The sequence below is a fragment of the Bradyrhizobium sp. STM 3562 genome (genome assembly GCF_045571435.1).
Lineage (GTDB): Bacteria > Pseudomonadota > Alphaproteobacteria > Rhizobiales > Xanthobacteraceae > Bradyrhizobium.
This window is the reverse complement of record NZ_CP120694.1, coordinates 5118444-5131321: the sequence shown is the minus strand read 5'-3', so window position 1 is coordinate 5131321 and position 12878 is coordinate 5118444. Positions and strand designations below refer to the sequence as shown.

Genomic DNA, 12878 nt, shown 5'->3' with positions numbered 1-12878 from the left:
AGTGTTTACCCCCGATCTGGCTCCTTGAGCCGATAGCGGCGGCTTGCCTGGACGGAGGAGGACGCCATCGAGGCGTTGGCCGTCGCGCTCTAAGCTCTGTGCTGCCACTTCTTGAAAATGGCTTCGCACTGCTGGGCGGCCCATGTGACCGAGTCTTCAGCGCTCATCGCGCCAGTTGCGGCCTTCGCCATCATGTCGCAGATGATAAAGTCATTGTAGACTTCATCCGTGGCGGGCCAGGACGGCCCGGGATAGCCGGGTGCCGCGGACCACTCGTCGGAGGTCTGTAAGACCGCGAGCTTGTCATGCGGCGTCGAGGTCGGGTCGTCCGACAGCAGCGGCATCGGCTTGGGCACGATATTGGCGAAGATCGGCATGTTGTAGCCGGAACTCGCCTTGAAGGCCTCGACCCAGTTGTCGGCGTAGTATTTGAGGAAATCCTTCGCGGCATCCTGGTTCTTGGCGAAATTCCAGATGCCGTAGAACTCCGCGGCGGCGCCCATGATCTGGCGCACGGGCCCTTTGGGCGGCTTCATGACAAAGATATCGTCGGCCACTTTCTTGTTGAGCTGCTGGGCGGTCCGATAGGCCGAGATCGGGTTGATGATCAGCGAACTCACGCCGGAATCGATGTACTGATTGTTGCTGGCATCGCTCCAGGACAAGACGTCCGGTGTCATCGCCTCCTTGTAGAGGGCGGTGACGAACTTCACGGCTTCGACGCTCTCCTTGCTGTTCAGTACGACGTGCTTGCCGGCTTCGTCCTGAACCGCGCCGCCATAGCTCCATAAGAGCCCGCGCCAGGTGGTGTTCGGATCGTTGGAATGGCCCAGCGAAATTCCCACAGGATTGCCTTTGGCCTTCAGCTTGGCGCCGCCGATTCGAATGTTGTCCCAGCTATCCGGCTGCACTCCGATGCCGTCCCACAGGCTCTTTCGGTACATGACCGGGAAGTTGATGTAATAGTCGGGAAATGCTGACCAGGTATGGTCATCCTGGTTGTAGCCGATCTGCCTGCCGATCACGGTGACCTTGCCGTATTTCTGCTGAACCGGCTCGACGAGGCTCGTGACGTCGACCAGGAACTTTCGGTAGAGATGCGCACCACCGGCGCCGTTCCAGCCGAACAGGTCGTGTCCTGCCTGGGCCGAGGCTTCCGCGGCCGCGCGCGCCGCAACGTCCTGGACGGGGATGTGGTCGACCGTGACGCCGATGTGGTTCTTCTCGCCCCAGTCCCTTGCGAACTTGTCGAACCACTTATCGTAGGCGGGGACAAAATGGCTCCATTGGACGATGGAAAGCGTCTTCGCATCGGCGAGTGCGCGGGACACGAGTGGCGCGGAAATGAGTGGGGCCGTGCCGGCGGCAACGAGGGTGAAACCCGTTTGCTTCAAGAAACGGCGTCGCGTGACGCGCGCGCGTTTGCGCGTTCTCATATTCAATCCCTCCTCCTTTGCCTCCAGTCGGAGAAGGCGAATCCAGATGAGGGATTTGTCTCGTCCACTGGATCGTTTTTTATTGCGGCATTATGCCGCCAAACGTATGCCTCCGCAGTTCGACTTAAGCCTGTCAGCAAACATGACTGATTCAGCATCCAAGTACGTCATCGTACGAAGAAGGCGCGAAGATGTGTCGTGCGCTGGGCTGCGCTGCGGCAGGTCGTATCGGCACCGCGAAACCCAAGTGCCCGATCAGAATCCTATTTTAGCCTGCCAAAACGGTCCGAGTACATGAGCAGCAAGAAGCCGAGTACCAGAGCGGCGGTCAACAGCGCACTCCTTCGAATGATCTGAAGCGAGAGGCCGAGCTCATTGTGCGCGAGGTCTGCCAATCCGAACGCCGTCAGAATGGCAGCCGCAAAAAAGATCAGCGCGCCTACGCTGCGATGTGCCATCTCTCGCATGACGTGATCATGCAACATCACTCCGGCGCCAGCAACACGGAATGCTCCGCTCCGATCAATGCGCCATTCATGTCTGTTGATCTCGGGCGCATGAATGTGTCCGCCGCCCTCTTATGTACGCTGGCGTACCGTCATTGTCGTTTTGGCTGCTGATGGAAAACGTCTTGCAACCAAAGTGGCATTGACGGTTGTCTCTTGAGGGAGGGACCGTCTTTGGTGGAGGGCGGCAGAGTGTGAGGCGAGGGGCTGGCCACGCTGGTGGGGCAAAGGGCAATGCTAAAAGATGCCAAAGGTGGAGGAGGAAAATGCGCAGGCCAAGCCGCTTAGGTTCATCCGAATTCAGCGAAGACCAGATATCACGTGGGCTGATGTCCCGACGGACACTGCTTCACGCCAGTGCGGGGCTCATGGGCGGGATGTTGCTGCCCGGATCGTTCGCATTTCCAGCATTGGCTGCGGACCATCCCCCGATCGGAACTTGGCCGGCCGGCAGCGAGGCAGCAACCGTGACGATCGGCGCGACCGTGCCGCGTACCGGGACTTATGCCGTGCAGGGCGAAGATGAAATCAAGGGGATGCAACTCGCCGTCGAGCACATAAACAGCGGCGATCCTCTTGTTAAGAAGATTGCGCCAAAGGTCGAGAAGGGCTTGCTCGGCAAGCAGGTCACGCTGGTGATTGCCGACTCTGCCGCCAAGCCGAACGAGGCGGTTCAGGAACAGCAGCGCTTCATCAACGAGAACAAGATCATCGCCATGACTGGCGCCACCTCCTCGGCGGTCGCGGTCGCGCTCAACAAATTCGCCGAGCGTGAGAAGGTGCTCTATCTGGTGGGGATTTCCGGCTCGAACGACACGACGGGCAAGGACTGTGCGCGTTACTCGTTCCGGCAGTGCTTCTACGGCGAAACGGCCGCAAACGCGATCGGCCCCGTGCTGGTGAAGAATTTCGGCAAAAGCAAGAAGGCCGCGTTCATGACGCCGGATTATACCTATGGCCACACCGTCACCAAGTCAGTCAACGACTACCTGACCAAGAACGGCGGCTGGACCATGGTGACCAACCAGATCTCGCCGCTCGGTACACAGGACTACAGCCAATACCTGACGAACATCGCCAATTCCGGCGCGGACGTCATGGTCAACGTGAATTGGGGTCGCGATGCCGTGCTATCGATTCAGCAGGCCAAGCAGTTCGGGCTCATCCCGACGATGAGGCTCGTCGTCCCCTACCAGATCCCGTTCCTCGCCAAAGAGGTGGGACCGGAGCTCACCGAGGGCGTCTTTGCCGCCACTGACTTCTGGTGGACGCTGGAAGACAAGTTTCCGCTCGCCAAGATGTTCGTTGAGGCCTTCGATAAGAAGTACGGCTACAAGCCGGAATGGGGTGCCAACAATGCCTACATGCAATTTGCCATCTGGGCGCGCATGGTCTCTGAGGCAGGCAGTTTCTATCCGCCCGACGTGATCAAGCAGTACGAGAAAGGCGAGACCTTCCCCTCGACCGTCGGCGACGTCCACTTCCGTCCTGAGGATCACCAGCTCGTCCGCCCGGTCATCATCGTGCGTGGCAAGGCTCCGAAGGACATGAAGAACAACGAGGATTATTGGGAGGTCGTCGACGTCGTCCCCGGCGAGCCGCTGATGCAGAAATCCGACGCATTCGGCTGCCATCTCGGCGATTACACCTGATCTCGATCACAGAGATTGACGGGACATCCCGCGCGAGGCTGGTGTGGTCAACTGGGCGAATTTCATATCGCAATTGTTCAACGGGCTGGTGCTCGGCGCATTGCTCGCGCTGATCTCGTCCGGCCTGACGATCATCTATGGAACGCTCGGCGTCCTCAATCTTGCGCACGGTGCCATGTTCATGCTTGGCGGCTACGCCGGGTGGCTCGCCTACACCCACACCGGCTCATTCGTGGTCGGGGTGGTCGCCGGCTCGCTGTTCGTCATGGTCGTTGGCGTGGTAATGGAGCGGGCGGTGATCCGCTACTTCTATGCCAGGCCTCATGAGGATCAGCTTCTTGTCACCTTCGGTCTCGGTATCGTTTTCGTCGAGACCGTACGCTTCTTGTTCGGCAGCCTATCGAAAACCGTATCGCCGCCGCCCGCGCTGGCTGGAATCACCCCGATCGGGTTCATGTTCTATCCGACCTACCGGCTGGCGCTGCTCGGGATCGTCGTCGCGGCGCTGATAGCTCTCTATCTCGTGCTGTATCGCACTCGTCTCGGCCTGATCGTGCGCGCAGGCATCGAGGATTCCGCAATGGTCGATGCGCTCGGTATCGATGTCCAGAAGGTATTCATGGTGGTGTTCGGCATCGGTGCCATGGCGGCGGGCTTTGCCGGCATCGTCAACGCGCCGGTGGTCTCGATCGCACCTGACGTGGGCGAGGCGGTTTTGGTGCAGACCTTCGTCGTCGTCGTGATCGGCGGCGTCGGCTCCTTTATGGGCGCGATCCTGGGCGGCCTCATCGCCGGGGAAATCATCAGCCTCACCTCGATGTTCAACCCCGGATATTCCTATGTGATGCTGTTCGTGGCGATGACGCTAGTTCTGGTGCTGCGTCCCTATGGGCTGCTCGGCACGGCGGGCCGCGAATGAGCGCGGTTCATTCCATGCTGAAGCAACGTCCCATTATCGTCGAGGCGCTGACCGCGGCAGGACTGCTCGCCGCGCCTTTCCTGCTGCCCCATATCGGCTTTTCGCCGACCACCATCAACCGGATCCTGATCTGGGGTCTGTTCGGAATTGGCTTTGACATTCTGTTCGGTTTCACCGGGCTGTTGTCGTTCGGCCAATCGGCCTTTTACGGCACCGGTGGCTTTGTTGCGGCTTATCTGCTCACCGTGCTGAACTTTCCGAACGTGACCGTCGCATTGTTCATCGGCATGATCGCGGCCGCCATCGTCGGCTACCTGGTCGGGCTGATCGCGCTCAGGCGCACCGGCATCTATTTCGCCATGATCACGGTCGCGATCGCGCAGGTGTTCTATTTCGTGGAGTTCAATCCGCTCTCGGCGTATACCGGCGGCGAGAATGGCCTGCCGGGCGTGCCGACACCGACACTATCGCTCGGCTTCACCACCATCGCCTTCGATACCGACTGGTCGTTCTACGCCTTTCTCGCATTCTGGTATTTCGTCGGTATTGTGATCGCGCTGCGCATCGTGCGATCGCCGGTCGGCGTGATCCTGCGCGCGATCCGTGACAATCCGCAGCGGGCAGCCGCTGTCGGTCACAATGTCCACGGCTACAAGCTCACGGCCTTCGTTATCGCAGCCGCCTATGCCGGGTTTGCCGGCGGACTCCTTGGGGTGTTGCAAGCGTTCATGCCGCCCGATGCGTTTACGTTCGACACATCAGGGCAGTTGGTGATGCAGACCGCGATCGGCGGTGCCGGTACGCTGTTCGGAGCGCTGGTGGGGGCGACCGTCTGGCTTTATCTCAGCGACTTCTTCCAGACCACGCTGCATCTCGGCGCCACCTGGAAGCTGGTGCTGGGCCTCGTCTTCGTGCTCCTGGTCTGTTTCCTGCGCCGCGGCATTGTCGGCGGCATGGCCGACCTCGTCAGCGTGCTTGCACGCGATCAGTACCGCACGGCCGCGGGAGCCCATCCGCCCACGATCATGGTAAGCCATGGGGCGCCGGTGGTGCCGTTGCCCGTACGAGACGGCAGGCCAGGCGGCGCGGAGATCGTCTTGCGGGCCGAAGGACTGACCAAGCGATATGGCGGGCTGGTCGCGAACAACAACATCGATTTCTCGGTGCGGTGGGGTGAGCTCCGCGGAATCATCGGGCCGAACGGTGCCGGCAAAACCACCTTCTTTAAGATGCTCACCTGCGAGGTGGCGCCGAGCGCCGGCCGGATTGTGTTCGAAGGCCGCGATATCACCGGTCGCAGCGTGACGGAAGTCTGTCAGCTCGGCCTCACCAAGAGCTATCAGGTCAACCAGCTCTTCACGCGGCTGACGGTGCGCGAAAACCTCACCATCGCCGCGCTCGCCGAGCGACGCGGACCGTTCCGCCTCGATATATTCAGTGGCGTGGCCCGGGTACCGGGCCTGACCGAGCGGGTCGCGCAGATGCTTTCGCTTGTGCATCTCTCCGAACGCGCCGATCTGCCCGTGTCGGATCTTGCCTATGGCGAGAAGCGGCGCCTCGAAATCGGTCTTGCGCTCGCCACTTCGCCCAGCCTCCTGCTGTTGGACGAGCCGCTCGCCGGCTTGAGCCCGCGCGAGCGCATCGAGACCGTACATCTTCTCAAGGCGATCAGCCGCGGCCGAACCATGATCGTGATCGATCACGATATGGACGCGATTTTCGAGCTGGCCGAGCGGATCACCGTGCTGCACGAGGGCCGTATCTTGACCGAAGGTACGGCGGAGGAGGTCAAGGGCAACATCAGCGTGCAGGAAGCCTATCTCGGAGGAATGGCGGCGGCATGAGCCTGCTCGAGGTCAAATCGCTCAATAGCTACTATGGCGATTCGCATATCCTGTTCGACGTCGGATTGCGTGTCGAGGCGCACGAAGTCGTGGCGCTCCTTGGCCGCAACGGTGCCGGCAAGAGCACGACCCTGAAAAGCCTGATGGGACTGGTGAAGCCATCTTCCGGCTCGATCACGTTCAACGGCGAAGATGTAGCCCGCAAGCCTGCGCATGCGATTGCGCGCTTGGGGATGCAACTCGTTCCCGAGGAGCGGCGCATTTTTGGCAGCCTCGATGTCGAGGAAAACCTGGTTCTGGCGAGTTTGACCGCGCCGAATGGCGCACGGCTCGAGCGCATCTATGACACCTTTCCGCGGCTCGCCCAACGCCGGCACAGCCGCGGCAGTGATCTATCCGGCGGCGAGCAGCAGATGCTGGCGATCGCACGCGCATTGATCCGCGAGCCCAAGCTGATCTTGCTGGACGAGCCGTTCGAGGGATTGGCTCCGGTGATTGTGCGGGACCTTATGGCCGCCTGCCGCAGGCTCGCCGAAGCGGGGCAGACAATCGTGCTGGTCGAGCAGAATCTGGCGGCCACGCTGGCGCTCGCCGATCGGGCCTACATTATGAACAACGGCCACATTGTGCACGAAGGCCCGGCCGCAGAGATATCGGCGCAACCACAACTACTTCAGCGCTATCTCGGATTGTGACCCGACATCTGCAAATTCAAGAGCAGCTATAACGGACGGGGGTCTTCGTCTCCGACCGAGCGCGAAGCGGCGGGGATTTGCCTCGATGTGTACGGCCCAATGCGCGAACGAGTGTCCAAGACACGCCGATGCGAGGCGCGTCGGCAAGCCCGTGCAGGTTCAATGCGAGTGAGCCTCCCAACACTGTCAGACCTGTGAGGCGGCTCACATCTCCGGGACGCGATTTGCGCTAGATCAGACGCTGCAACTTCTTCCAGTGCCGCCGAACGGAGATGTCGCATGAAGGGTCTAGTTGTGTCTGCAATCGCGGCCCTTGCTCTTCTCTCAGCCGCGACCGGAGTAATGCGATCGCACCCGCTCTCGAACCATGGATCCAGGGCGACCGCCGGTATGTTCGCATTGCAGGACATGCAAAGCGGCCGCGCGGACAAGCTGCCGGTCGAGACCTTTGAGGACCGCTCGTTGGTATATCCGAGGGAGGTGACGCGCTAAACCGAAGGCCTGTAGCGAGTCCGGGCTCATCGCGAAGGAGGCCACTACAAGCGAGCTATCGAGGCCACGCTTGGTCGAAGCTCGAAATCTTACGGGCTCATAGGGCTCGTATCGATCGGGTGGTCATTGCTGAGAAGACCAAGCGATGCCAATTCGTCTCGATGAACATCTATTTCCAAAATGGCTAAAAGTAACGCCAGCACGATAGCGGCATAGATGAGGGGCGGTGATGCCCCGACAGGCGCGTCGCGAGCACGTCGCGGCATCAAATCACGGAACGATCGCCACCAATAGATGAACTGCAGATACGTTTTGGGTCGTATTTGCATGACGTCGTCCTTGACGTGTCGAGTTGACGATAGGTGTTGGCCTGGTGTGATTCAATGCCATGGCGGCTTGCGCGACGTTTAGCGGCACGACGGCCCTCCGCTCTGCAATGCAGCATGGAACCGAATGACGACTGCTGTCGTTGCGGTGCAGGAGTGAGGCGCAAACGTCCGGGCGGGCCCGCTACGATGGGCGTCAAGCTGGGCGTTGTGACTTGCGCTGTCCTGGACGCGCGGGTCAGGATCGCGGACGTTGAGCCGGGGCGTGACGGGCGATAGCTGGTCGGGGCCGCCAATGAATTGGGCCGTAAGTTTCTTCGTCGTCGCGGCTCTTTTGGCGCTTGGTCCAAGGCAGGTGCAGGCGCAACTGGCGGGGCACGGCGGGCCGGTGCGGGCGATCGCCGTTTCGAGCGATGGCCAAAGCGCTCTGTCCGGGAGCTTCGATACCGCAGCCATCCGATGGTCGCTCAAAACGGAATCAGCAGAGCAAGTCCTTCGTTTCCACTCGGACGCGGTGAATGCGGTTGCCTTCCTCAAGGACGGGCGAATGGCGACCGCAGGAGCGGATGCGCGGATAGCGATCTGGACGTCGGGCCGGCAGCAGCCGGATCAGGTTTTCGAGGGGCATCGCGCGCCAATCGTCGCGCTTGCGGTCTCGCCCGATGGTGCGAAGCTCGCATCGGCGTCCTGGGATCACACGGTTCGACTCTGGTCGCTTGCCGGCGGCGCGCAGCAGGTGCTTGAGGGCCATAGCCAAAACGTCAATGGCGTTGCGTTCGCGCCGGATGGGCAATCACTGGTCAGTGTCGGTTACGATCTCGCACTGAGGATCTGGCCACTCGCGGGAGGGCCGCCGGATGTCGTCACGCCCCCGTCGCCTCTCAACGCAGTCGCCATCGCACCTGACGGCCAAATCGCAACGGGCGGAGCCGATGGCAAGCTGCGGTTTCTGACCAAGGAGGGCAGGGAGATCGGGGAGGCGCAGGCTAGTTCGACGCCGATCGTTGCGCTGGCGATCTCTCCGGACGGTACGCTGATAGCGGCAGCCGAAATTGGCGGCGCCGTGGCGGTGATCGATCGAAAGACGCGCCGCGTCGAGCGAACGTTGGTCGGTCCGGGTTCGCCGGTGTGGTCGCTGGCATTCCTGCCCGACAATGCAACCCTGCTGACCGGTTGCGCTGACGGCAGGATCCGGCGTTGGAACGCGCGTACCGGTAATCCCATCGGCTCGTCGCTGCAAGGCACGGCGCGCGATCCGCTGGCCGCCTATGCCGGAGATCATGGTGCCGACGTGTTCAGGGCCTGCGTTGCCTGTCATACGCTCTCGGAGAAGGAAGTGCAGCGCGCCGGGCCGACGCTCGCCGGATTGTATGGCCGCAGGATTGCGTCGCTGCCGGGATATCGCTTCTCCGAGGCACTCAAGCACATGAACATCATCTGGAGCCCGGAAACCGTGTCCAGGCTCTTCGAAATCGGTCCGAATGCCTACACGCCTGGTACCAAGATGCCGGAGCAGCGCATTGGATCGCCTGAGGACCGCAAAGCGTTGACTGATTTCTTGGGACGCGCCACAGCGAGATAAGCGCGCCGCATCAGGCCGCGCGCGTGGCATTCGCCACACCTGTCACCCCTGCCGGAAAGCCGGTTTTTGCCGTAAGTTCGTGGCAGACGACAATCATGGGGAGGGCATCATGTCTCGTCTCGCCACAGCTCTATTTGCGGGCGTTGCCGCGATGGTGCTGAGCAGCGCCGCTGCATTCATGCCGGCCGCGGCGGCGGCTCCGTCCAACGCTGATAGGGCTGCCGTAAAGCAAGCGATCATCGCATGCAAGGCGGAGGCCAAGGGCAGGAAGGTCAAGTGGCTGGCGCGCCGCAGATACGTCAATCATTGCGTCGCAGAGGCTCTCAAAGGCCGTCCTAACCTGGACGTCACTCAATTGCTCAAGAACCATCCGAATTTGACAGACCTCCCGGTCGAGCAATGGCCTGGGTTTTAGATTTATGAGCCGCCGCACGAGGCGGGCGTGTGCGCCCGCGCAGCCCTTCGTCGGGCATGCGGCCTAATGCTTGCTCTCGCGCTCGCGCAGATAATCGTCGGTGGTCCGGACCGGCGTGCGTTCGCCAGCGCCGGCGAACGGATCGAATTGCTGCTCGCTCATGCTGATGACGCGGCAGTCGGCGCACATTCTGATCGCGTCCAGCCGGCTATCGCCTGCGGGATACATCCAGTGGCGGCCTTCCAGCTTCGCCGCGATCCTCTCGATCGTGCTCTTCACACCGAACGGCTTGCCGCAGCGGATGCAGAGGGCGGGTTCCTCCTCCTTGATGATCTCGGCCGCGGCTCTGGCGGCGCGAAAATCGATCTGCGGCTTCAGCGTAATCACCTTCTCCGGGCATGTACTCTGGCACAATCCGCATTGCACGCAGGCGTCTTCGACAAATTTGAGGACAGGACGTTCGGGATCGTCGCGAAGGGCGCCGGTGGGACAGGCGGATACGCAGGACAGGCACAGTGTGCATCCCGCCACATCGACGGTGACCGTGCCGAGTGGTGCACCTTCGGGAAGGGCAACGACGTCGGTCGGCGCAGGTGCCACGCGGTGCAACTCATGAAGGGCGAGGCGAAGCAGGTCGCGCCGCTTGCCGACGGTTTTGAAGGTGGCGGGATGCTCCACAATCGGTCCGGGCTCTATCCCGCGTAGCGCCTCGCCGAGCGCATCGGGATCGTCTGTCTCGATCGTTGAAACCGCCCGCCCCGAAAATCCAAGTCCAGCGAGAATGGCATCGGCCATCGCGATGGTCTGGGAGAGGCCGGCGATGTCGTGCAGCGGCCTTGCCCGGAGTAGAAAGCGGATCCCCGCCGCGCCGTATGCGAAAGCCGCGACGACGGCCTCGAGGCCAACCTGTGTCACCCCGTTGACGGCAAGCGGCAGCGCATGTGCCGGAAGGCCATCGCCATGGCGGGCGAGCGCATCGATCAGCGCCCTGCCGTGCTGGTCATCGTGAAACAGCACGACGGCATTGGAGCCGCCCGCCTCACGGTATGTCAGCAGCATCGCGCGCAACTTGTGCAGCAGCGCGTCCGGCGGCGGCAGGGCGTACGAGGCTGCGCCGGTCGGGCAGGCTGCCGTGCACTGGCCGCAGCCGGCGCAGACCTCCGCATCGATCCTCACGTGATCGCCGTCGGGCGTGATGGCTCCGGTCGGGCAAAGATCGAGGCAGCGATGGCAGCCGGTCAGCTTCGAGCGCGAATGGGCGCAGAGCTCGGCGGTAAAGTTGACGTATTGCGGTTTGTCGAAGCTGCCGACGAGATCGCGCGCTTTCAGCACGGCACGCAGCATGGCCGCCGGGTCCTTCGGGTCGGCGCGCAGATATCCCTCACGCAGATGATGCGCGGGGAACAGCGGCGAGCCACCGGAGAGGTCAAGGACGAGGTCGCAACGCGACGTCAGGCCGCTGCGCGCAGCCTCGAAGACGAACGCATCCCGCGAGGAGGGACGCGGCGCCGCAAAGTCGTCGATGGTGAGCTCAAACGCCCCGAGATGGCCCTTGGCGTTGCGGATGGTTCCTTTGACGATGGGAAACGATGTCGTCGCCGGCGGCGCGACCTGAGCCGGCGTCGTGATCATGACCGTCACGTCGAGGTGATCGGCGAGCAGGACGCCGGCTTCGATGGCGGCTTCGTCGCGGCCGTAGATTAGGACCACGCCCTCGCTCGACAAGGTCACGAAAGGATAGGGAGGCGAGGGCTCGGATGCAGCCGCCAGCAACGCTGCCATTTTCGGACCGGCGCGCGCTCCTTCAGCGGACCAGCCGGCGGTCTCACGGAGGTTGATGAAATCCATGCTCTGGCGGCGTTCTCCGGCTTGTTCGACGAACAGCGGAGCTTCCTGGGTGCAGCCGACGATGAGCGGTGCATCAGATTTCGCTGCATCGCGAAATCGATCAAGCTCGGCGCGACACAACTGACGGAACGTCGCAATCTCGCCGTTGCGGCATGCGCATTTTGCGGCGGACACATCGAGGTGCATCGTGTCTTCACACGAGCACATCAGGATCGTTTTCGGTGCCTGCACCATGCGAGCTGATCATCCTCTCAAACCGAGAGACTCGCGCCGCCCATCCCCTTCGTATAAGCTATTCTGTCTAAAGAAGAAAGGAGGCTGGAGCCATCCGTACGAGCGTGTTCGTTTCAGAACCGATCGATCTGCCTCCGCCGTTCACGCTGGTGAGGCTGCGCGAGAGCCGTGACGCCTTCGCCCATGCCATCGACATCGCAGAGGAGAGCGGCGCCGGCACGCTTACCCATGTCGGGCGATTTGATCTCGCCGAGTTCGCCGTGGTGCTTGAACCGAGCGAGCCGCTGCGCAGCGCACGTCGCGCTTTCTATGCCGCGATGGTGGCGCTGACCGATGCGTTGCGCGCCCGCGCACCGCCAAACAAGGAGATCACGATCGAATGGCCGGACGCGATCCGGGTTGACGGCGGGCTTGTCGGTGGCGGGCGGCTCGGTTGGCCTTCGTCCGCGAAGGAGAACGAGCCGCCGGGCTGGCTGGTGTTCGGTGCCATGATCCGGACGGTGGCGGCCGCCGACAAGGAACCAGGCGTGTATCCGCTTGCGTCCGCGCTCGACCAGGAAGGCTTCGGCGAGACGGGCGCGGTTCAGGTGACGCAAGGCTTTGCTCGGCATCTGATGCGGGTTCTCGATGCCTGGCAAGTCGACGGCTTCGACGGCATCGCGCGCGATTTCTTGAGCCGCCTCGAACGCGAACGGCAGAGCTCTCGTGCGATCGACGGCAATGGCGACCTTCTGGTGCGCCGCATCGAGGCAGAAACCACCGATCGGCACGATCTGCGCAAAGCGCTCGCCGCGCCCTCCTGGCTCGACGCGAAGCTCGGAGGACCGCGTCTGTGAAGCTCAGTAGACGTCCGCGGCTGGTTTCGAGAGCGGCAGCGCAAAGCGGGGCGTTCCCATTTCATGGAAGTGGAGGATGACGCCGAACTCGAG

10 protein-coding genes are annotated in these 12878 nt (G+C 62.2%); 7 read left to right on the top strand and 3 right to left on the bottom strand.

Going from position 1 to position 12878, the window contains the following annotated elements; all coding sequences use genetic code 11:
* Nucleotides 1-89: 89 nt before the first annotated feature.
* Both P6U23_RS23845 and P6U23_RS23840 read right to left on the bottom strand, forming a co-directional pair.
* Nucleotides 90-1436: an extracellular solute-binding protein gene (locus P6U23_RS23845; protein ID WP_407174999.1), complete on the bottom strand. Its 1347-nt coding sequence runs from the start codon at nucleotides 1434-1436 to the stop codon at nucleotides 90-92.
* Between the two features lie 263 nt (nucleotides 1437-1699).
* Nucleotides 1700-1921: a hypothetical protein gene (locus tag P6U23_RS23840; RefSeq protein WP_407174998.1), complete on the bottom strand. Its 222-nt coding sequence runs from the start codon at nucleotides 1919-1921 to the stop codon at nucleotides 1700-1702.
* A gap of 350 nt (nucleotides 1922-2271) precedes the next feature.
* On the opposite strand from P6U23_RS23840, the gene P6U23_RS23835 reads away from it, so the two are divergent.
* The 6 genes from P6U23_RS23835 to P6U23_RS23810 all read left to right on the top strand — a co-directional run bounded on the left by P6U23_RS23835 (nucleotide 2272) and on the right by P6U23_RS23810 (nucleotide 9867).
* Nucleotides 2272-3594, top strand: a complete 1323-nt coding sequence (locus tag P6U23_RS23835) for a substrate-binding protein (protein ID WP_407174997.1) — start codon at nucleotides 2272-2274, stop codon at nucleotides 3592-3594.
* Nucleotides 3595-3637: 43 nt separating this feature from the next.
* Nucleotides 3638-4513, top strand: coding sequence for a branched-chain amino acid ABC transporter permease (locus P6U23_RS23830; RefSeq protein WP_407174996.1), 876 nt, complete (start codon nucleotides 3638-3640; stop codon nucleotides 4511-4513).
* A 14-nt stretch (nucleotides 4514-4527) separates the two neighbouring features.
* Complete coding sequence (locus P6U23_RS23825) at nucleotides 4528-6357, top strand: ABC transporter permease subunit (protein ID WP_407181559.1); 1830 nt, start codon at nucleotides 4528-4530, stop codon at nucleotides 6355-6357.
* Nucleotides 6354-7052, top strand: coding sequence for an ABC transporter ATP-binding protein (locus P6U23_RS23820; RefSeq protein WP_407174995.1), 699 nt, complete (start codon nucleotides 6354-6356; stop codon nucleotides 7050-7052). The genes P6U23_RS23825 and P6U23_RS23820 overlap by 4 nt, the downstream gene beginning before the upstream one ends.
* A 1113-nt stretch (nucleotides 7053-8165) precedes the next feature.
* Complete coding sequence (locus P6U23_RS23815; RefSeq protein WP_407174994.1) at nucleotides 8166-9452, top strand: c-type cytochrome; 1287 nt, start codon at nucleotides 8166-8168, stop codon at nucleotides 9450-9452.
* A gap of 109 nt (nucleotides 9453-9561) precedes the next feature.
* Nucleotides 9562-9867, top strand: a complete 306-nt coding sequence (locus P6U23_RS23810) for a hypothetical protein (protein ID WP_407174993.1) — start codon at nucleotides 9562-9564, stop codon at nucleotides 9865-9867.
* Nucleotides 9868-9930: 63 nt separating this feature from the next.
* Here P6U23_RS23810 and P6U23_RS23805 read toward each other — a convergent pair whose 3' ends face one another.
* On the bottom strand, nucleotides 9931-11901 hold the full coding sequence (locus P6U23_RS23805) for a 4Fe-4S binding protein (RefSeq protein WP_407181558.1): 1971 nt from the start codon (nucleotides 11899-11901) through the stop codon (nucleotides 9931-9933).
* Nucleotides 11902-12053: 152 nt separating this feature from the next.
* Here P6U23_RS23805 and P6U23_RS23800 point away from each other — a divergent pair, with 152 nt between their 5' ends.
* On the top strand, nucleotides 12054-12785 hold the full coding sequence (locus tag P6U23_RS23800; RefSeq protein ID WP_407174992.1) for a biotin/lipoate--protein ligase family protein: 732 nt from the start codon (nucleotides 12054-12056) through the stop codon (nucleotides 12783-12785).
* Nucleotides 12786-12878 lie beyond the last annotated feature (93 nt).